The organism is Planctomycetia bacterium, from assembly GCA_015075745.1.
Classification (GTDB): Bacteria; Planctomycetota; Phycisphaerae; order UBA1845; family UTPLA1; genus UTPLA1.
Genome location: JABTTW010000001.1, coordinates 1,503,624 through 1,523,793 on the forward strand (window position 1 = coordinate 1,503,624; position 20,170 = coordinate 1,523,793).

Annotated in this window: 17 protein-coding genes and 2 pseudogenes; 10 read left to right on the top strand and 9 right to left on the bottom strand. The window is 60.7% G+C overall.

The features are described from left to right. Nucleotides 1–29 precede the first annotated feature (29 nt). The 3 genes from HS101_05885 to smpB form a co-directional block, all read right to left on the bottom strand. Nucleotides 30–1,427 carry a hypothetical protein gene (locus HS101_05885; protein ID MBE7505803.1) on the bottom strand — a complete coding sequence of 466 codons (1,398 nt, stop codon included), beginning with the start codon at nt 1,425–1,427 and terminating at the stop codon, nt 30–32. Between the two features lie 271 nt (nt 1,428–1,698). After that, nucleotides 1,699–2,376, bottom strand: coding sequence for a hypothetical protein (locus tag HS101_05890; GenBank protein MBE7505804.1), 678 nt, complete (start codon nt 2,374–2,376; stop codon nt 1,699–1,701). 38 nt (nt 2,377–2,414) lie between these two features. Next, nucleotides 2,415–2,900, bottom strand: coding sequence for an SsrA-binding protein SmpB (gene smpB / locus HS101_05895; GenBank protein ID MBE7505805.1), 486 nt, complete (start codon nt 2,898–2,900; stop codon nt 2,415–2,417). Between the two features lie 93 nt (nt 2,901–2,993). On the opposite strand from smpB, the gene HS101_05900 reads away from it, so the two are divergent. From HS101_05900 to HS101_05910, 3 genes are all read left to right on the top strand, one after another. After that, nucleotides 2,994–3,638, top strand: a complete 645-nt coding sequence (locus tag HS101_05900; protein MBE7505806.1) for a sigma-70 family RNA polymerase sigma factor — start codon at nt 2,994–2,996, stop codon at nt 3,636–3,638. Nucleotides 3,639–3,693: 55 nt separating this feature from the next. Beyond that, nucleotides 3,694–4,371 (top strand): zf-HC2 domain-containing protein, encoded by a 678-nt coding sequence (locus HS101_05905; GenBank protein ID MBE7505807.1) that lies wholly within the window; start codon nt 3,694–3,696, stop codon nt 4,369–4,371. Between the two features lie 134 nt (nt 4,372–4,505). Then, nucleotides 4,506–6,461: a hypothetical protein gene (locus tag HS101_05910; protein MBE7505808.1), complete on the top strand. Its 1,956-nt coding sequence runs from the start codon at nt 4,506–4,508 to the stop codon at nt 6,459–6,461. A gap of 8 nt (nt 6,462–6,469) precedes the next feature. On the opposite strand, the gene HS101_05915 is transcribed toward HS101_05910, so the two are convergent. Continuing rightward, entirely contained in the window at nt 6,470–7,255 is a 786-nt protein-coding gene (locus tag HS101_05915) for a GNAT family N-acetyltransferase (protein MBE7505809.1), read from the bottom strand. A gap of 170 nt (nt 7,256–7,425) precedes the next feature. Between HS101_05915 and HS101_05920 the strand changes: the two genes are divergently transcribed. Next, a complete protein-coding gene (locus tag HS101_05920) occupies nt 7,426–7,866 on the top strand; it encodes an arsenate reductase ArsC (protein ID MBE7505810.1) in 441 nt (146 codons plus the stop codon). 15 nt (nt 7,867–7,881) lie between these two features. Here HS101_05920 and HS101_05925 read toward each other — a convergent pair whose 3' ends face one another. Then, on the bottom strand, nt 7,882–8,652 hold the full coding sequence (locus HS101_05925) for a sulfite exporter TauE/SafE family protein (protein ID MBE7505811.1): 771 nt from the start codon (nt 8,650–8,652) through the stop codon (nt 7,882–7,884). Nucleotides 8,653–8,818: 166 nt separating this feature from the next. Here HS101_05925 and HS101_05930 point away from each other — a divergent pair, with 166 nt between their 5' ends. From HS101_05930 to HS101_05940, 3 genes and pseudogenes are all read left to right on the top strand, one after another. Continuing rightward, nucleotides 8,819–9,784, top strand: coding sequence for a hypothetical protein (locus HS101_05930; protein MBE7505812.1), 966 nt, complete (start codon nt 8,819–8,821; stop codon nt 9,782–9,784). Nucleotides 9,785–9,882: 98 nt separating this feature from the next. Continuing rightward, nucleotides 9,883–11,161: pseudogene (locus HS101_05935) on the top strand (IS256 family transposase). A 58-nt stretch (nt 11,162–11,219) separates the two neighbouring features. Further along, the gene (locus tag HS101_05940; GenBank protein MBE7505813.1) at nt 11,220–11,435 is read left to right on the top strand and encodes a hypothetical protein; all 216 of its coding nucleotides are present in this window, start codon (nt 11,220–11,222) and stop codon (nt 11,433–11,435) included. Between the two features lie 524 nt (nt 11,436–11,959). On the opposite strand, the pseudogene HS101_05945 reads toward HS101_05940, so the two are convergent. Beyond that, nucleotides 11,960–13,246: pseudogene (locus HS101_05945) on the bottom strand (IS256 family transposase). A gap of 134 nt (nt 13,247–13,380) precedes the next feature. Here HS101_05945 and HS101_05950 point away from each other — a divergent pair. After that, nucleotides 13,381–13,974 carry a hypothetical protein gene (locus HS101_05950; GenBank protein MBE7505814.1) on the top strand — a complete coding sequence of 198 codons (594 nt, stop codon included), beginning with the start codon at nt 13,381–13,383 and terminating at the stop codon, nt 13,972–13,974. Here the strand turns inward: HS101_05950 and HS101_05955 are convergent. From HS101_05955 to typA, 3 genes are all read right to left on the bottom strand, one after another. Then, nucleotides 13,966–14,478 (bottom strand): transposase, encoded by a 513-nt coding sequence (locus HS101_05955; GenBank protein MBE7505815.1) that lies wholly within the window; start codon nt 14,476–14,478, stop codon nt 13,966–13,968. The two genes, HS101_05950 and HS101_05955, sit on opposite strands and share 9 nt — an antisense overlap. 155 nt (nt 14,479–14,633) lie before the next feature. After that, a complete protein-coding gene (locus HS101_05960) occupies nt 14,634–15,314 on the bottom strand; it encodes a transposase (protein ID MBE7505816.1) in 681 nt (226 codons plus the stop codon). 427 nt (nt 15,315–15,741) lie between these two features. Then, nucleotides 15,742–17,559, bottom strand: coding sequence for a translational GTPase TypA (gene typA / locus HS101_05965; protein MBE7505817.1), 1,818 nt, complete (start codon nt 17,557–17,559; stop codon nt 15,742–15,744). A 275-nt stretch (nt 17,560–17,834) separates the two neighbouring features. On the opposite strand from typA, the gene HS101_05970 reads away from it, so the two are divergent. After that, the gene (locus tag HS101_05970) at nt 17,835–18,290 is read left to right on the top strand and encodes a RidA family protein (protein MBE7505818.1); all 456 of its coding nucleotides are present in this window, start codon (nt 17,835–17,837) and stop codon (nt 18,288–18,290) included. A gap of 391 nt (nt 18,291–18,681) precedes the next feature. Continuing rightward, nucleotides 18,682–20,148: a PAS domain-containing protein gene (locus tag HS101_05975; protein ID MBE7505819.1), complete on the top strand. Its 1,467-nt coding sequence runs from the start codon at nt 18,682–18,684 to the stop codon at nt 20,146–20,148. Nucleotides 20,149–20,170 lie beyond the last annotated feature (22 nt).

The window sequence follows — 20,170 nt, forward strand, 5'->3', positions numbered from 1 at the left end:
GCTTTCCACCAAGCCGAGGCTGCTCGCGCTTACCGTAACAGCGAGAGGATTTGCCCCGACTGTTGTGATGCAACTCCAAGGAGCGAGATCGCCGACTGGAGAAGAACGTTCTGGCGCGACAGCTCGGCCGTCTCCGCAGCGAAGTCCACGTCTCGAATGACGCTTCGTGCGCTTTCCAACGCCTCCTTGGTGGCGTTGAGGCTGTTGATGGATGTCTCAACCTGGAACTTCTGGAAGCCGCCGATACGACCCTGCTGTGTGGCGACCTGGTTAATCGCCGCCTTGGCAATGGCCACGGCGTTGTTGGCGTTGGAAGACAACGAGTTGGTACCACCGCTCTTGAGCGTGTTCAGATAGCCCAGGGTGCTGTTACCGAGGTTCTGGCTGAACAAGGCGTTCACACCAATCGTGGACTGCGTGTTGCTCTCGGTTCCGAGCTGGAACGTCGAACCGCCGCCGGTGATGGAGAGATCGCCGGCGCTGCCCGCAGCGTTGCCGGTCGTAGTCAGCGTGAATTCGCCGCTGGTGCCGCCGGTATTAAAGGAGACACGCAGGCCGTCCACGAAAGCCGTGGCGCCGTTGACGGTGACCGAGGCGTCGGTACCGGTGGTGTAGGAGATGTTGCTGAAGTCGGTGTCGCCGCTGATGTACGTCGCGGAGACAAACGACGCCGTACCGAAGTCGCGGCTCTGGAGATGCAACTCGCTGCCCGAGATCGACGCGGAGACGCCCGTGTCGGCGGCGGCGGCGATGATGCGATCGCGAATCTCCGTGAACGTGTCGGTATCCGAGACGGCGATCGTCGCGGAGCCGAGCTTGCCGGTGATGCTGAACTCAGCAGCGTCCAGAGAGCCGGCGCTCACCGTCGTGAGCGTAGCCGAAGCGACGGCGCCGGCCGTCAGCACCTGGACTGCGAGCGTCTGCGAGCTCGACGAGGACGGGCGCGAGTAAACGCGGACGTCGCTGACCTTGGTCGCGTCCGTCGCGGTCGCGCGGATCGACTGCTGACCGTCGAGCAGCGTCTTGCCGTTAAAGGTCGTCGTTCGAATGATTCGGTCGATGGAGTTGATCGCGTTGTCAATCTGCGCCTGATTGGCGGAGATTTCCGCGGCGGACAGACCGCCGGAGCTGGTGCTGGACGCCGCCAGCTTCTCGATTTCCGAGAGGAGATTCGAAACTTCTGTGAGTGCCCCGTCCGCGACGCCAAGAATCGACTTGGCGCGTTGGCCGTTGCTGATGGCCGCGTCGACGCCCGTCAGTTCGGCACTGAGGCTCTGAATGGCGATCAGGCCTGCCGGGTCGTCGGCTCCCCGATTGACTTTGAACCCTGTCGACAACCGTGTCAGGCTGTTCGCCTGATCCGCGGATGTCCGGTTCAAGATGTTGAGGAGCGAGAGTGTGTTTGTGTTGGTAACTGTCAGACCCATAACTTCTTTCCCTTCTCCAAGGCTACTTTTGACCCCCTGTCCCATAGTGCTGCTACGTCAGGGACTGGCCCACCAACCTGATTTTCAGTACTGGCAAGCTTGTCGCCCAACGCTTGAGCAAACCTAAGATAGAAAATCAGGATTCACCAAGTCGAAGTGAAAAATTGTGACGTGAAATCGCGAGGGCGCATAAAAACCATCACGCCAATTGCACAACCGGCGTCATGGTTTTCAGACCACGATTAAGAATGTTGAAAAAGTAACGTCCGAATCAGGAACCGATGCGCGCGGGACGGTTGGCGACGGCCTTGCCGTCCGGGGTTGCTGATGTGGGCTGCGAGTCGGGCGAAGCGTCCTGCCCCGGTTGAGATGTCGCCAGTTGAGCGCGGTATGCACGCAATCGCTCGACGGCCTCACTGGGGATGGGCCCCAGGCGCCACTCGCCCTCTTCCTTGGCGATGGCCACCTGGACCTGTTTGACCGTCTCGCCCGTCTTGGCCGCGAAGTCCTCTAGTTCGTACTCGGCGCTCATGACAAACACGTCACCGGCGGAATCCGGAAGCGGCGGCATCTTCTCAATGCCGAGAATCTTGATGCGCTTGAGCGCGTTGAAGTTCGACTCGAACCTCGGCGGAAGGATCGGCGGGTGGCGGCTGCTGAGCATCATCCGAAAGTCTGAATACTTGCCCTCCCTGCAAACCCTCGCGAATCGATCCACGAAGCGATTCAAGGAAAGATCAAAGCTCCTCGCGGACACCGGGAACCCGAATTCCGGACTGTTCTCGGCATCGAGAATGACCGCCTCTGGAAACGCCTCTTCCTCGGTGAGGACGCGCTCCTCCGTGATCAGCACGAACACAACCGCGCTGACAAAGAAAAAGGCAATCAGAATCAACCCGTAGATCCCGAATCGCCTGAGGCTGATTGTTCGTTCAGCAAGAGATGCCATTCATTCGCTCGTTCGTTACCACAAAACCCGGGAGGCGATCACATGCCGCCGCGACGCTGGGCCCGCTGTATTTCTTTGCGGTCTTCCTTTTTTCGCTCGCTCTGCCGCTTGTCGTGATGAGACTTGCCTCTGGCCAGGGCCAGTTCCACCTTTACCCGGCCGTCCTTGTTGAAGTACACGCTCAGGGGAACCAAAGTCTGGCCCTTGATCTGGACGGCGGCTGCCAGCTTCTTGATCTCTCGCTTATGGAGGAGCAGTTGCTTGGGCCGCTTCGGATCGTGATTGTAGCGGTTTCCCTCCTTGTACGGCTCAATCTGGAAGTTGAGAAGCTGGACGCTGTCCCTCTCGATTCGAGCGTAGGCCTCAGTAATGCTGGCCCCGCCTTGCCTCAAACTCTTGACCTCGGTCCCCTTCAATGCGACGCCGGCCTCCACCTTAGAAAGCACCTCATACTCATATCGGGCCTTCTTATTCTGCAAAGGGGCGGTACGGGAGGATCGCTTACCTGACGTATCCTTGGTCATGACAACATGTTACGGTAATCCGCAAAAACCGGCAACTCTTTGAAAAGCTGCGGCCCTTGTCCGGGCGAATAGGTATAATAGAGAGGCAGCGATATGAACCAGTCAGATGTCATCGAAGGACGGCTCGATCCGGCCCGCGAGCGGCACCTCATTGCCGAAGCTCAGCAGGGATGCGCAAAAAGTGCGCATCAACTGATTGAGGCCCATCAGGACCGGCTCCACGCCTTTGTCTGGCGAATTGTCCGCGACCGGCACGAAGCAGAGGAAATCTGTCAGGACACCTTCCTTCGGGCGTTTTCGGCCCTCGACACCTTCAATACCACGTACCGGTTCAGCACCTGGTTATTCACGATCGGTTATCGGCTCAGCCTGAACGTCATTCGCCGCCGAAAAGACTACACCGGCGACCTGAACTTCAGCGGTTTCGCCGACACGGGCCGCGGGCAGGCTGACGAAGGCCATGCCGACGCCATCGCCAACAGCGAAGAGGCCCACCGGTTGAAAAGAGTTATCTGGGATTCCGTGGATCAACTGACACCGCAGCAGCGCGCGACTGTATTACTCTTTTATAGAGAGTCGCTCGGTTGTCAGGAGATCGGTGAGATCCTCGACATGCCGGCGGCCACGGTGAAGAGCCATTTGCACCGTGCCCGCGGACGGCTCAAGGAAATGCTCAGCGGCCAGTTGGTGGAAGACTGGACGCTGGTTCGATTTGCCGGCCAGGCCGAAGGGGCCTAGATTGCCGGCCGATAAGCGCGGTCGCCCACCCGGCGGCCGCCCGGGAGCAGGTTTCATGTTGACGTGCCGACAGGTACAAAACCTTCATCATCAATTCATTGATGGTGCTTTGTCAGCCAGCCTGATCGCGGAGGTCCACGCCCACCTGCTTCAGTGCCCGGCATGTCAGCGCGAGGTGGAGATTTCCCGCGCCGCCGCACATGTGCTGGCCAAAGACTTTCCGGAGCCGTCGCTCGATTCCGGATTCGCCAGTCGCGTCGTCGCGGCGATGGCGGAAAAGCGTCCTGTCCGCACATCACCGGTCAAACTTAGACGTGAACAGTCAAGCCGATGGCGTCGTTTTGCGATGGTGGGCAGCCTGCCTGCCGCCGCGGCCGTTGTTTTCCTGGCCATCCTGATCTGGCCGTCCGACGACCAGTCCGCCCGTGACACGCGGGTCGCCGGCGCTTCTTCCGTCGTGGACGCCGTCGGCGTCAAGGACATCGCCGACCCGACACTCGAGGCCGTGGCCGGGGCACGCGATGCGGCACAAAGCCTCAATCAGCTACTGCAGATCTCCGCCAACGAGGCCCGTCAGAGCATGCAGGACGGCCTTCGCGAGATCGACAGCGCTGCTCCGCGAAGCGAACCGCCGTCACTGATGGAACTTTTCTTCCAGCCCTTCGATGAGGTACTTCGCCCTGAGAAGCCCGCCACCGCCAAGGATGGCGAGAAAAAAATCATTCGATTCTGACATCAGCACTGCGACAATGAGTGACACCTGAAGATTTGGGGGAAGCGCGGCGCCGCTTCTGCCTGGAGGATAGTCCGCACGTGTATTTCCCGAGCCGAACAAATAAACCGATACGCCGCACGACGATTCCGGCCGTGTTTTCTTTCCTGTTCGTCCTGACTTCAACGGTCCACGCGGATCGTTCGAAGGAGGCGGACTGGACGCGCATCGTGCCCGGCGACGTTCGATTCTACGTCGAGTTTCGCGGTCTCAGCGCCGTTCGCGTGCAATTCAAGAGGCTGGGCATCTGGGATACGGCCATGGACCTTCGGGCAGACGACGCCCGGCGCGCGACGGCGACGCAGCCGTGGCAGCAGCGCACGCACGAGCTGCTTGGGCTGGAGCCGGAAGAGGCGATTGGCGAACTCCTGGGCTATCGCTCGGCGCTCATCGCCGCGGAACCCGCCCAGTGGGACAACGGAGTCCTGCTCGCCGAATTGGCCCGCGACGACCAACTCGAACGAATGCTGGAGGCCTGGGATGCCACCGAGACGACTTCCGAAGGCGCCGTCAAGCGATACACGCTCTCCGGCGGTCTCATGCTGGCATCGCTGGGGCGCGTGATCGCCATCGCGCCGGCCGGCGACCCGGACGGGCTCTGGGGACGGACAGTCCTACTGATGGCCGGACAAAAGGGGCCGACATTGGCCGGCCGCGCAGACTTCGCAGCACTTCGAACGCGATTGTCCCCCGATCCGCAGGGGCTTCTCTACGCCGTCTGGAAGCGGGACGATCCGACGGCGTTCGCGGGGTGCAGGCGGCTGGTCCTGGGCATCTGGATGGAAGCGGAGAACATCCTCTGCGAACTGCACGGTCATCGCGCAAAGCCAAAACTGGGCGACAAGCCGATCGACCCGGCCGATCTTTCCGGCATTCCGGCGTCGGCAATTGCCGCATGGTGCGGTTCTCTCGATTTCCAGTCGCTGCGCAATGAGGATATGGAGAGCCGGCGCCTCGATGAACAATCGCTCATGGATACATTCCTCTCGGCCATCGGCTGGGGCGCAACAAATCAGAAAACGCTGATCGATACGCTGGGCCCCGAGTGCCGCATCCTTCTTGGAAAAGATCCGGCGGCCACCAGGGCCGAGCTGCAGGTTCCCGCCGCCGCCATCGTCGTTCAGGCCGGCAAAGCGCCGGACATGGTCGCCAATCTCGACACTATCATGGACATCCTCGCCCAGTGTATGGCCACCTTCGCGGCCGCCCCCGGCGAGCGCATTTCGCCCACCCCCGTCATTGTGAAAAACTGCGAGGGCGTCGAGTTGCACGGCATTCGGATTGGATCGGTGCTCGCCCGCCGACTCGAGATGCCCTTCCTGCGACATACCGAACTCGCATGGGGCCAGATGGACGGGCGACTCCTCGTCTCAAGCTCGCGGGCCTTTGCCGAGGAACTGGTGCGCGCGACGCTTGGAAAGGCGGATCGACTGGATCAGGACATCATCGTGGAAACTGACCATCACAGCCGTCGCGATGACGGTCCGATCGTCGAGTTTCTCCTCATCCGCGGGACAAAGCTTTCAAAGATGCTGACGAGTTGGGCCGAGTATGTGGAGACACGCCACCCCCAGGCGACAAAGCCGGAGTGGTGGCGAAGGTGGGCCGATCAGAAAGTCGAAGCCCGATCGAGGCTCGATGTGGCGCTCTCCGAAGACCCGGCCGTACCGGGCAAGGCGACCGTGGTGGAGGTCGGAGAGTTTTCCCCTGCCTTCAACATGCTCTACCCGGGCGACATCGTGATCGCCGCGGCGGGCGCGCCACTCGAGGACGCCCAGCCGGCCCGGCAGGTCGCGGACCGCTATCGCGATCGCGGCGAGAGTGAGGTCTTCCCGCTGACCGTCCTTCGCGAAGGCAAGCAATTGGTTCTGGAAATCAAGGTGAGTCCGGCGACGCGACTCGATCCCGGCGTACTCGATCCGGTTCGCGCCGTGCGACAATTCGCCTCTCTCGCCAAACGGGCGGAAAACGTGACATACGTTCGACGGCTGACCCGTCCCGAGCGACTGGACGCATCTATCCGAATCAAGTGGGACACCACGTCGAACTAGCGGCGGCGCTACCGCTCGAAGTGCTCAAGCTCCCCCGCCGGCGTAAAGCCCATCGCCCCGAGAAACGCGGCAGACGGCGCATCGTCGATATCGCTACAGGCGACAATCGCTTGGGGAAGTAACCGCCGGGCCAGTTGCAGGAAACGCGTTGCCATAGCCCGTCCCACGCCAATCCTGCGCGACTCGGAAAGCACGAACAACTCGCTGAGCCGGGCGATGTCGCCGACCTGCAAGTAGCCGACCCGGCCGACGGGCTTGCCATCGTGCATCGCGACAAACAAGTCGAGTCGCGAGTCGTTCAGCCGTTCGGCGGCCAACTCCGCGCGTCGGTCGGAGTCGGGAGCGCCATCGTAAAAAGTGGCGCGAAGCGCCTTGGGCATGGCCCGCGCGGGCAAGACGCGAATCGACTCATCAGCCGGCGCTTCGAGCAATGCCCACGACGACAATCCCCAGACCGTGCTCGTTTTCTTTTGCCAGCCGTGCCGCAAGAGAAGCTCCGCGACCGGTTCGACCGCCTGGCCCGACGCCGGTGTCCATCGTCCGCACTTAAGTCCCCGCTGCTCGAAGTATGCTTCGGACCGCTCGAAGGCAGTCTCCCCATCCATGTCGGCCAGCCACACGTCGCGAAGTTGATTGGCCTCGGCTGCCCAGGCAAAGGCCTCTGACCAGAACGCCACGCCGTAAGGCAGAGATTCCCACTCCGATAGCTGTTCGCACAAAGCCTGCTCGGACTTTCGCGCAGCAGTCACGATGCCGGTCGGGTCTGACATTTGCGAACCACAATGAGTCGTCATGCCTGCATCCACAATGATCTTAGCGACGCCTTCACGCGGAATTCATCCACTTCACCCATCATCGTCGCGATGATCGCCGATGCAAGGCGTGAATCACTGGCCGGTTGACAATCCGCGAGTTGACCCGTCTCATCGCGTTTACGTCAAGTGTGAACCGGGGCAGGCGACCCATGAGCGATGCAGAATTGAATTCATCCGCCAAAAAACGCGCCATCATCCTCTGCACGGGCAATTCCTGTCGATCTCAGATGGCCGAGGCCCTGTGGCGAAAGCATGGCGGCGCATCGTGGGAGGTCGTCTCCGCAGGCACCCAGCCCAAGGATCAGGTGTATCCCCTCGCGGTCCAGGCGATGGCCGAAAGCGGCATCGACATCAGCGGCTATCGTCCCAAGGACGCGGCGCAGTTCACCGGGCAGCACTTCGATCTGGTGGTGACCGTCTGCGACAACGCCGAGCGCGAGTGCCCGGCCTTCGCCAATGCCGACAAGCACCTGCACTGGCCGTTCGACGATCCGCCGAAAACGGCCGGTGATGAAAGTGCGAAGTTGCAGGCCTGCCGCCGCGTGCGCGATGAGATCGAAGCTGCAATCGCTCGGTTTCTAAGCAAGTAAGCGCCGCCCCACCCTTTAATGACTACCGATAACGCCCGACAGCCACTGAGGCAACCCAGCGCACATTTTCAGACCAGCGACAATGAGAACCACGCCCAGAATGCGCCGTAGCATCGGAGATGGCAGCCGCCGACTTCCGAGTTGTGAGCCGATGGTTCCGCCGATTCCCGCCGCGACGGCATAAATCCCGATCACGGGTGAGAGTTGCTGGAGGCCGGTGAGATTGCCGGCCAATCCGGCGATGGAATTGACTAGAATAAACAGCGCAGAGACCCCGGCCGTGACGCGAATCGTCGCCCAGCCCGCGAAGATCAAGAGCGGCGAAAGGAAGATGCCGCCCCCAACGCCGACAAGGCCGGAGAGCAATCCCAGTGCTGCGCCGAAGATGAGTGAGATGCCGACGCCTGGCGGCTTCACGTCTTCGCGCTCCTGCTGCCCGGCCGTCATGAGCAGGCGCGCCGCAGCATAGAGCAAGACGATTCCCACGAGTGGCTTAAAGACCGGCGGTGGCAGGTGAATGCGCCCGCCGACAAATGCCGCCGGAATTGAAGTCACCGCAAACGGCCAAAAAGTCCGCCACGAAAACCGGCCCGCCGAGAGAAATCGCTGCGTCGCAACCGACGCCACAAGTACGTTAAGCAGCAGCGCCGTCGGCCGCATGACCTCCGCCGCAACGCCGACCAGCGCCATCGCCGCGAGATAGCCCGACGCCCCGGCATGGCCGACCGACGCATACAACACGGCGGCGACGAAGAACAGACCGGCAAGCAGAACTGTGTCATCCACTGTTCACCTTTAAGTACCGAGGTACTCACTAATTGCATCGAAATCAACCAATCGGACAAATTAGGTCGCACTACTCGAAACGTCAACGAGTGAGAAAGTATTGAACTGGCATACTAAAAGTGATTATGATGCCACTTAGTAGGGATTAGTGGTGAAGGAGGTCGCCATGCTTTTCAGTATCAGTTCTCGTTTTTCGTTCTCTCTCACGCTGTTCGTCCTTTTCTGCTCTTTCATGTTTAAGACCGCGCCCGCGAATGCCGGCAATACCGGTATTATGAGGCTTCAGTCCATGACTGGAAGCGATGGTTTCGTACGCAGTGTCTCCGCGGATGGCTCAGTGATCACCGGCTACACGCTTTCCAACGGCCGACGTACTCCTTTCAAATGGTCTGAGTCCAACGGTGTCATCACATTGGGTTGGCTCCAGCAGTTCGGCAATGGTAATGCCGAAGGCAACAGTGTTTCGGACAATGGAATCCATATCGTCGGGAAAGAGACGTATCCGGCGGTGCCGTTTGATCCTCCGACCAGCGTCGGGTTCCGCTGGTCACCCGGCAATAACATGATGGCGCTTTCCTCAAGTGGTCCCGGTTATAGTCGATCTGCAAACGCCGTGGCGGATACCGGAAGGGCCGTGGGATACGTTCCGAGTTCTTTGTTCAGTGAATCTTCGCAGGCGGCAATATGGAATGGAAACCAGGTGACACTGTTGGGTGTCATGGAACCCCAGGATACTTTCGCATGGACTGAGGCCAGCGCGGTCACTCCGGATGGAAATATCATAGCAGGATCCGGAACAGCTTTTACAAACGGCTCATATGGGCCACGCGCGTTTAGATGGACACAGCCTACCGGGATGATCCCGCTTGGTCTGGCTGTTGGTCAGACAAGCAACCGCGCGACAGATATTTCTGCTGACGGAAATGTCATCGTCGGCAACGCCACGCGGTCCGGCGCCCGAACCATCTTCCGTTGGACCATGGAAACCGGCGTTGTGGATCTGGGGCGATTACCAGGTACTTCGTTCTGCGACGGAATCAGGACGTCGGGCGATGGTTCCATTATTGTCGGGAATTGTGACAGCGTCCCATTCATCTGGACTCAATTCTTGGGTCTCCAACCCGAGCTATAACCGAATTTCGTTGATGGTGGCGGGATAAAAAAAGGCGGCGTACTCTCGGGACTTGTTCGAGGTTCCGAGCCGCCCACGATGGGCAGAGGAGTACGCCGATGCAGGAGAGTAACGAGTCGATCGAGACGATTCCAGTCCCCAGCCGAGACGTTTTGACGGAGATTCTGCGGGACGGGGCCCAACGGCTCCTGGGCCAGGCGATCGAGGCGGAGGTCGATGGCTGGATCGAAGGGCACGCCGATCTGCGCGATCCGCAAGGCCGCCGGCAGGTGGTCAAGAACGGCCATCATCCCACCTGGACCCTCGTCACCGGCGTCGGGCCGGTGGAGGTGACGCAGCCGCGGGTGTGGGACCGTCGGATCGTCGGCCGCGGCGAGGCCGGCGAAGCGTTGGATGCAAATGGCCAGGCCGTGGAGCGGTTCTGTTCGTCGATTTTGCCGCCGTACCTGCGGAAGACGAAGGCCATCGAGGAGTTGATCCCTGGCTGTACCTCAAGGGCATCAGCACCGGAGACTTCAGCGAGGCCCTGCAGGCGCTGGTCGGTCCCCAGGCGGCGGGGCTCAGCGCCACGACGATCACGCGTTTGATGACGAGTTGGCAGGACGAGTACCAGTCATGGAATCGCCGCTCCCTGGAAGGCAAGCACTACGTGTACCTCTGGGCGGATGGGATTCACTTCAACATCCGCCTGGAGGAAGACCGGCAGTGCATTCTGGTGCTGATGGGCGCGGGGCGGACGGCCGCAAGGAGCTGATCGCGGTGGTCGACGGCCATCGCGAGCGAGCAGTCGTGGTATTCGCTGCTGCTGGACTGCCAACAACGGGGCATGACGATCGACCCGAAGCTGGCCACGGCGGACGGAGCGGCTGGCTTCTGGGCGGCGCTGCCGAAGGTCTATTCGACGACCCGGGCGCGCGCTGCTGGGTGCACAAGACGGCCAACGTGTTGGACAAGATGCCCAAGCGGGTGCAGACCGCGCGAGGCCAAGCTGCACGAGATCTGGATGGCGCCGACGCGGGAGAATGCGAACCAGGCGTTCGATCACTTCGTGGCCCACTACGCGGCCAAATACCCCGCGCGACCGAGTGCCTGGTGAAGGATCGCGAGGTGCTGCTGACGTTCTACGACTTCCCGGCCGAGCACTGGCGGCACCTGCGGACGACGAATCCGATCGAAAGTACGTTCGCCACGGTGCGGCTGCGTCACCGCCGGACCAAAGGCAACGGCAGTCGGATCGCGTGTCTGGCAATGGTGTTCAAGCTGTGCGAGTCCGCCGCGAACCACTGGCGGCTGCTCAATGGCGCGACGCTGCTTCCCGATGTCATCGCCGGTGTGAAGTTCGTCAATGGAGAAAAGGCCGAGAGAAACGCCGCCTGATTACCGCGTCATCAACGAAATTTGACCATTACTCCTCCAACCCCTGAATTCGGCTCTGGTGAATCACTATGAGGTCGATCTGACGGGTTGGTACCTTGGCCAGGTTGCAGACGTCTCGTCGGATGGTCAGTTCCTCGTTGGGACCGGCGCATACAACAACAGTCTCGACGGCTGGCGTATCCAGATTCCAGAGCCGGGAATCTTCACACTGGCGCTTGCCGTATTAGTATTGGCGGCTCGCCGACGCCGAGCAGTCTATTCAGTTCGATTTTGAAGCCGTTTGAGTCGAGGGAAACGAAGATGTACCGCGTATTTGCCTTCTTAGTGTTGTCAGCAATTGTCTGCGCCGCAGCTTCAACCGCTACTCACGCGGGCATTGTTCCCAGTTTCATGGGCCTTGGTGATCTTCCAACTGGAGACTACTTCAGTTCCGCAAATGACGTCTCGGCCGATGGACGCTATGTCGTTGGACACGCTCGAAGGTTGCACCCTGTTTCAGGCGGAAACGCGGATACGGCTGTCCGGTGGGATACGACGACAGGAGACATTACGATTCTACATGAAGATCGTTTCGGACAGGCATATGCCATATCGTCAGATGGCACAACTGCGGTCGGCAGCACCAATAACAACCCAACGATTCCGTATAGATGGACTGACGCTACGGGGCCGATCCGCATCGGTAGTGTCGGCACAACTGGGGCAGCGAGAGGCGTTTCAGCGAATGGCTCGGTTGTCGTTGGCACGCGCGTTACCTCCGACCCGAGTAATGGTCAAATTTCGTTGATGACGCGGTAATCAGGCGGCGTTTCTCTCGGCCTTTTCTCCATTGACGAACTTCACACCGGCGATGACATCGGGAAGCAGCGTCGCGCCATTGAGCAGCCGCCAGTGGTTCGCGGCGGACTCGCACAGCTTGAACACCATTGCCAGACACGCGATCCGACTGCCGTTGCCTTTGGTCCGGCGGTGACGCAGCCGCACCGTGGCGAACGTACTTTCGATCGGATTCGTCGTCCGCAGGTGCCGCCAGTGCTCGGCCGGGAAGTCGTAGAACGTCAGCAGCACCTCGCGATCCTTCACCAGGCACTCGGCCGCGCGCGGGGTATTTGGCCGCGTAGTGGGCCACGAAGTGATCGAACGCCTGGTTCGCATTCTCCCGCGTCGGCGCCATCCAGATCTCGTGCAGCTTGGCCTTCGCGCCGGTCTGCACCCGCTTGGGCATCTTGTCCAACACGTTGGCCGTCTTGTGCACCCAGCAGCGCTGCGCCCGGGTCGTCGAATAGACCTTCGGCAGCGCCGCCCAGAAGCCCAGCTGCCCGTCCGCCGTGGCCAGCTTCGGGTCGATCGTCATGCCCCGTTGTTGGCAGTCCAGCAGCAGCGAATACCACGACTGCTCGCTCTCGCGATGGCCGTCGACCACCGCGATCAGCTCCTTGCGGCCGTCCGCCCTCGCGCCCATCAGCACCAGAATGCACTGCCGGTCTTCCTCCAGGCGGATGTTGAAGTGAATCCCATCCGCCCAGAGGTACACGTAGTGCTTGCCTTCCAGGGAGCGGCGATTCCATGACTGGTACTCGTCCTGCCAACTCGTCATCAAACGCGTGATCGTCGTGGCGCTGAGCCCCGCCGCCTGGGGACCGACCAGCGCCTGCAGGGCCTCGCTGAAGTCTCCGGTGCTGATGCCCTTGAGGTACAGCCAGGGATCAACTCCTCGATGGCCTTCGTCTTCCGCAGGTACGGCGGCAAAATCGACGAACAGAACCGCTCCACGGCCTGGCCATTTGCATCCAACGCTTCGCCGGCCTCGCCGCGGCCGACGATCCGACGGTCCCACACCCGCGGCTGCGTCACCTCCACCGGCCCGACGCCGGTGACGAGGGTCCGGGTGGGATGATGGCCGTTCTTGACCACCTGCCGGCGGCCTTGCGGATCGCGCAGATCGGCGTGCCCTTCGATCCAGCCATCGACCTCCGCCTCGATCGCCTGGCCCAGGAGCCGTTGGGCCCCGTCCCGCAGAATCTCCGTCAAAACGTCTCGGCTGGGGACTGGAATCGTCTCGATCGACTCGTTACTCTCCTGCATCGGCGTACTCCTCTGCCCATCGTGGGCGGCTCGGAACCTCGAACAAGTCCCGAGAGTACGCCGCCTTTTTTTATCCCGCCACCATCAACGAAATTCGGTTATAGCTCTCCTCGACCCTGGTCGGTGGCGATGTCGTGGAAACTTCCGATGCGTTTAAGTGGACATCGTCGGGCGGCTTTGTCGGCCTTGGGACGCTTGGTGGTACGCATAGCTTTGGCGCCGACGTTTCCGCCGACGGTAGCGTTGTTGTCGGCAGCGCCGACACCTCTGGCGTCCGGCACGCTTTCCGCTGGGATTCTCAGGCGGGAATGACATCACTTGGAATGTTGCCCGGCTTCACTGTACGAAGCTCTGCGGCGGCCATTTCGGCTGACGGGACATTTGTTGTCGGATCGAGCATTGGTCCCAATGTTTCGGGCGCTCCCACATCACAGGCGTATATTTGGTCCCAGGCCACCGGGCTGACCGGCCTCGGTGATCTACCGGGAGGACATTACTTTAGCGAGGCCAGGGACGTATCGGCGGATGGTTCAGTCGTAGTCGGCATTGGCACGCGGAGTGGGTTATCGGCAGAAGCAATGATCTGGGATCGAGTCAATGGAATGCGACATCTGAAGGATGTCTTGCAGAACGATTACGGCCTCGACCTATCCGGTTGGACGTTGCATCAGGCAAACGGCATTTCTGATGATGGAAAGACGATCGTTGAAATGTTTCACTCAAAGTGAGACAAATTGCCTTTCGGAATTAAGGATGATTTCCTCTGCCTGGTAGGGCAGTCGTTTTTGTCGCAGTTTCAAGTTCTCCTGCTTTCGCAGTTCCCTGGCCGTTTTTAATTTCCGGCGTCGCTCGGCCAGGAGCGGCTCCGGATCACCTCGATAATAGTCCACCGGCCGCAGATAGTTCAGGCTGCTGTGCAGCCGGTGGTGATTGTAATGGTCGATGACGCCGTCGATGACAGCCTCGGCGGCGGCGAAGTCGGCAGTCTCCAGCACTTCCAACGCCTCATCAATCTTCTCGCCAATGGTCCGGTTGCACCGCTCGATTTCAGCATTGTCGGTCGGCGTGTGCGGCCGGATCAGATGATGTCCCACGTCCATGGCGTCCAGGGTCTGGGCGAACTCCCGGGCGATGTAGCAGGAGCCGTGGTCGCTCTGGATGGTCGGGCGAATACCGGCGGGAAGCTTTCCAATGGCCGTGGCCGCGGCGATCGCGACGCTGCGACCATCCATGAGCGCAGGAGTTCGTGATGCACGATGTAGCGCGAATACACGTCCAGAAATGCCAGCAAGTAAAAGTTCCGCAGCCCAACCTTCACATAGCGGAGGTCGGTCTGCCACTGTTCGTTGGGTCGGGTCGGCCGGTCGCCCCGACCGACGCCTTTCTCTTACCCGGGAACCCAGCGGCACACCAGATTCTCTTCACCCAGGACGCGATAGACCGTCGAGGGACTGAGCGCGACCACGTTTTCATCCAACATTTTCCAGGCCAATTCGCGGTGTCGCAGGTCTGCGTGGCTCAGGGCATAGTCGATGATCTTCTGCCGTTCACAGAGCAGAATTTCAAACAGCGACCCTGATGCAGCGCGGGCCGTCGGCGCGGAGGCCCCATCGCCGGCTCTGGTGAGCCATCGGTGGTAGGTGGCCGGGGCGATCTCCAGATGGCGGAGGATTCGCCGCAGGGGCCATCGGATGCGCTGCTTTGTCTGCGTCACCACTGCTTGCACCTCGCGCTGGAGTTCTGTCGGAAGCTGGGCATGGTCGCTTAGTCCGAGAGCGTTTTTTAGTTCGAGGTTCTCGGCGATCACCTCGGCGATGACGCTCTTCATCCGCGTATTCTCGGCGGCCATCTTTTCGATCTTGGGGTCCGGCCCACCGTCTTTGGTCTTGCGGGCGAAGACGCTGTCCGCCGACTTCATCAGGGCCTTGCGCCACTGATAGACCAGGTTGGGCGAGAGACCCTCGCGGCGGCAGATCTCCGCCAGCTTGGCGTCGGAGTTCATGGACTCCAGCACAATGCGGAGCTTGTCCGCCGGCTTCCAGCTACGACGTGGCTTACGATTGGACACGGTACGTTCCTCCGTGCGACCAAACCTGCTGCCCTCTCCAACAAGGCCTCCCCGCGGAGGGGAAGAAGCTCAAGGAGGGGGAGTCTGAGGGGGAACCCCCCGCCCCCCCCCCCCCCCCCCCCCCCCCCCCCCCCCCCCCCCCGCCCCCCCCCCCCCCCCCCCCCGCCCCCCCCCCCCCCCCCCCCCCCCCCCCCCCCCCCCCCCCCCCGGGACTCGGAGCATCCATCACTATACCGGAAGTGCCGACTGTCTCATTTGGCGTGAAACACTACATCGTCGGTTACGGTATCCATTCGGGTTTTGGCGGCGAGGCCTGGGTCGTTCATATTCCAGAGCCCGCGAGCAGCATTTTGATACTGACGGTTTTTCTTGTGTATGGCCTCAGAAAGCCACACCGAACAGACTTCAATTGAGATAATCCAATCAGCTATCCCCCCACCTTGCTCTCGTCCCGAAATGCCCGCTTGCGCTCCACCGCATCCAGCAACCGCTTGCGCATGCGACAATTCTTAGGGGTCGCTTCGACCCACTCGTCGTCCTCGATGTACTCCAGCATCGCCTCCAGGCTCATCTCCCGGGCAGGCTTGAGCACCACCGTCTTGTCGGCCGAGGCGGCGCGGACATTGGTCATCTTCTTGAGCCGGCAAACGTTGACGTCGATGTCGTCGTCCTTGCAGTGCTCGCCCACGACCTGTCCCTTATAGACTTCGTCGCCCGGCTTCACGAACATCATGCCGCGATCGGAGAGATTCTCCAAGGCGTAGGCCGTCACCCGACCGGTCTCCATCGCCACCATGACGCCGGCATGCCGCGTCGGGATCGCCCCGCGCAAATGCTCGTACTCGTAAAACGAGTGGTGCATGACCGCCTCGCCGCGCGTCGCGTTGAGCATGCGCGTCCGCAGGCCGATCAGGCCCCGTGCCGGAATGGTGAACTCAAGGTGGCACTGGTTGTCCTTGGTCTCCATCTTGATGAGTTCGCCGCGGCGCATGCCGGCCAGCTCGATGACCGAGCCTGAGTGAGACGTGGGCACATCCACGACCAGGTACTCGATCGGCTCGCACTTCTTGCCGCCGATCTCCCGATAGATCACTTTCGGCTTACCTACCATCAGCTCGTACCCCTCGCGGCGCATCGACTCAATCAACACGCCCAGGTGCAGCAGACCGCGCCCGGAGACGCGAAACGTGTCCTTCTGCGTCATGTCCTCGACGCGCAGAGCGACGTTGGACTGCAATTCCTTCATCAGCCGATCGCGAATGTGCCGCGTCGTCAGAAACTCCCCTTCCTTGCCCGCAAAGGGTGACGTGTTCACCGAAAACACCATCGTCAACGTCGGCTCGTCCACGGGAATGATCGGCAGCGGGTGCGGGTCCGAGGGGTCGGTGATCGTGTCGCCGATGCCGACGTCGGGAAGGCCCGTCAGCGCGACGATGTCGCCAGACTCGGCGCTGTCCACCTTTTTGCGGCCCAGGCCCTCATAGCTGAAGACCTGGTCGATTTTCTCCTTGTTCCGATGGCCGTCGCGGGAGATGAGCATGATCTCCTGGCCGCTCTTGAGCACGCCGTTAAAGACGCGGCCGATGGCGATCTTGCCGACGTAGTCGGAATAGTCGAGCGAGGCGACCAGCATCTGCACGGAGTGATCCGTCGAACCCGATGGCGGTGGGACACTGCGAATGATCTCCTCAAAGAGCGGCTCAATGCTGTCGTCCGGATCATCGAGCTTTCTCTTCGCAAAGCCGTTCTTCGCGCTGGAGTAGAGCACCGGCCAATCGAGGCACTCTTCATCCGCGCCCAGATCGAGAAAAAGCTCGTGCGTCTCGTCAAGCACATCCTTCGGACGGGCGTCCGGCCGATCGATCTTATTGATCACCAGAATCGGCTTGAGGTGATACTCAAACGCCTTCTTGAGCACGAACCGCGTCTGCGGCATCGGACCTTCAAAGGCGTCAACGACCAGCAGACATCCATCGGCCATCTTCAGGACCCGCTCAACCTCACCGCCGAAGTCGGCGTGGCCCGGCGTGTCGATGATGTTGATCTTGTAGTCTTTGTAGTGAATCGCGCAGTTCTTGGCGAAGATCGTGATGCCGCGCTCGCGCTCCTGAGGATTCGAGTCCATGATCAAGTCGCCCGACATGGTACCCTCGCGGAAGTTACCGCTTTGCCGCAGCAGGCAATCGACCAGCGACGTCTTTCCGTGGTCAACGTGGGCAATGATGGCGACGTTTCGAATTTGCATGAAGCTCCCGTCGATTCGCAATAATCAGGTCTTGGGGGGCGTCTCCTGTGGTGGCTGCGGTCGACGCCGAAAAAATTCGCAGCCCAATATGGTAGCGAATCGAACTGTTTTCCGCCAATCTGCCGGCGAATTGGTCCATGCGGGAGGCGTGGCGACGCTCAGAATGCATCGCATATGATGTTGTCCTCGATTTGCATGAAATCTGCACTCAGGAGCCGCAAATGAGCACAAGACCCGATTCCACCGATCGTCGCACGTTTCTCGCCAACTCCACCATGTTCGCCATCGCCGGCGGCGCCATCAGCGCTACCGCGACAAATGCAGACGCCGAGCCGGACGACCGGAGCTCCACAAAACGCGTCGTCGTCCCCGGCAGCCCCAGTCCCGCCTATTCCCGGGCGACGAAATTGGGGAACATCGTCTTCGTCGCGGGCTGCGTCGGCGTCATCCAGAAGGACGGCAAGGCCGTCATGCCCGAGGACTTCGAGGCCCAGGCCCGGCACACACTCCTGAACCTGAAGGCATCCGTGGAGGCCGCCGGCTCTTCGCTCGACCAGGTTCTCAAGTGTAATTGCTTCCTCAAGGACTACGCCGACTTCAAGCAGTTCAACGAAGTCTACATGAGTATTTTCCCGGAGCCGCGCCCAGCACGCTCGACTGTGGTCGTGAAGGATTTCGTCGTCCCCGGGGCGCTGCTCGAAGTGGACTGCACATGTGCCGTCGCCGGCTGACACCGTCGCCCCCTGACCGGCGCCAATTGCGGACTTCAAAGGTCCGGATGGAGTTCGGATTCGATTCGATCGTCAAGAAATCCTGGCTCTGATAAAACGAGCAATTGCAAGCATGAACACCATGTGTACAATTTTTTCAGCAGGATAACGGAACACACGTCGGTCGACGGTCGATTCTTAGGAAGGCGGACTCGATTGGGCGGTCTGAACCTGGTTGATTCGCCCGCTCTGCTTTGAACAAACGTCGTTGTGGCGTGTTTTCCTGGACTTCGGAGAAGGCTCGGGGCGTCCCTGGCCACCGAATCCCGTCGCACAAGAGGAGTCGACGAGCGGAAAAGGGCACACAATTCGTATTGAAAGGGCCTGGAGTATTCTTTAAGTGATAGTTCTCATGGGCGTATCGCTGGCGTTGCAGATCGCCGCCTCGCTCATCTCATTTCGATTAACGCGACTGGTCGGCCCGCGGTACGGATGGATCCTCCTGGGTACCGCATTGGGCCTGATGGCCGTGCGCCGGGGAATCACGTTTTTCAGACTCGTCATGGGCGATATGTCCCATCCGCCCGATCCCGCGGCCGAACTCGTTGCCCTCGCGATCTCAATTTGCAGCGTCACAGCCCTGGCATACATCGCGCCGCTCTTCCGCAACATCCACCGAACATCCGAATCCCTTCGTGCCAGTGAAGGGCGACTCCGGGTCGCGCTTGAGGCCGGCGCCATGACGACCTGGGAGTGGGACGTACAGGCCGACGCTGTCACCTGGGGCTCGCGTGTATCCGAAGTGCTGGGCGTCCCGGCGGACAATCCGCCTTTGTGTTCCGCCGAGTTCTACAAGTTGGTCCTTCCCCAGGATCTACCCGGGTTCCAGCGAGCCGCGGAGACGGCGGCCGAGGAACGCCGAAATCTCGACACCGAGTTCCGAATTGTTCGACCGGATAACGGCCAGACCTGCTGGATTGCCGCAAAGGGAAAATTCCTGCTTGACGCTGAAGATCGACCCGCAAAGATGATCGGAGTCAACTTCGACATCACTCCTTCGAAGGACGCATCCGAGCAGATTCGAGCGGGTGACGAGCGATTCAGGCTCCTCATTGATGCGATTCAAGACTACGCCATTCACATGCTGGACCTGAAAGGTCACGTCTCGACGTGGAACGAGGGTGCCCATCGTATCTGGGGCTACACCTCGGAGGAGATCATGGGCAGTGACTTCAGCGTCTTTTTTACGCCGGAAGACCTCGCCGCCAGAATGCCCGACAGATCGCTCCGCATAGCCGATTCAAAGGGGCGGTATGCATCCGAGGGTTGGCGCCTCGCCAAAGGCCGCAGGATGTTCTGGGCGGAAACCCTCATCACACCGATCCGCGATGCGAAGGGAGTTCAAACCGGTTACGCAAGGGTCACGCGGAATCTGACCGAGAAAAAGCAGGCCGAAGACGCCCTGCGGGAAACTCAGTTGCGGCTGCAGATCGCACAGGATATTGCCAGGATCAGCACCTGGACCTGGGACCCCAAGTCCGATCAGGTTGAGGTCACCGACAACTGGCGAAAGAATCTGGGTGAGTTGCCGGAGCGCCAGAAAATGAGCTTCGACCAATGGGTCGAAACCATTCACCCAAACGACCGTTCCCGCGTTCAGGACACCGTGCGCGGCGGAATGACCTCCGGCACGCCCTATCAAGTCACCTTTAGAACGATGCAAGCCGACGCAAAGGAATGTCACATGCGGGCATGGGGGCAGCCCTATATCGATTCAGCCGGACGCGTGATCAAAATCACCGGCGTCACCCAGGACATTACGGACCAAGTCCTCGCCGGCAAGGCAATGGCCGATGCCAAGCCCAAGCGCGAAGCGTAATTGCAAACAATTGATAACCTTG

Coding starts and splice junctions, on each gene's coding strand:
- smpB (MBE7505805.1), bottom strand. CDS start 2,900: ATGACCAAGGATACGTCAGGTAAGCGATCCTCCCGTACCGCCCCTTTG.
- HS101_05890 (MBE7505804.1), bottom strand. CDS start 2,376: ATGGCATCTCTTGCTGAACGAACAATCAGCCTCAGGCGATTCGGGATC.
- HS101_05905 (MBE7505807.1), top strand. CDS start 3,694: ATGTTGACGTGCCGACAGGTACAAAACCTTCATCATCAATTCATTGAT.
- HS101_05920 (MBE7505810.1), top strand. CDS start 7,426: ATGAGCGATGCAGAATTGAATTCATCCGCCAAAAAACGCGCCATCATC.
- HS101_05970 (MBE7505818.1), top strand. CDS start 17,835: ATGTTCGCCATCGCCGGCGGCGCCATCAGCGCTACCGCGACAAATGCA.
- HS101_05930 (MBE7505812.1), top strand. CDS start 8,819: ATGCTTTTCAGTATCAGTTCTCGTTTTTCGTTCTCTCTCACGCTGTTC.
- HS101_05900 (MBE7505806.1), top strand. CDS start 2,994: ATGAACCAGTCAGATGTCATCGAAGGACGGCTCGATCCGGCCCGCGAG.
- HS101_05975 (MBE7505819.1), top strand. CDS start 18,682: ATGGGCGTATCGCTGGCGTTGCAGATCGCCGCCTCGCTCATCTCATTT.
- typA (MBE7505817.1), bottom strand. CDS start 17,559: ATGCAAATTCGAAACGTCGCCATCATTGCCCACGTTGACCACGGAAAG.
- HS101_05955 (MBE7505815.1), bottom strand. CDS start 14,478: ATGGATGGTCGCAGCGTCGCGATCGCCGCGGCCACGGCCATTGGAAAG.
- HS101_05915 (MBE7505809.1), bottom strand. CDS start 7,255: ATGACGACTCATTGTGGTTCGCAAATGTCAGACCCGACCGGCATCGTG.
- HS101_05885 (MBE7505803.1), bottom strand. CDS start 1,427: ATGGGTCTGACAGTTACCAACACAAACACACTCTCGCTCCTCAACATC.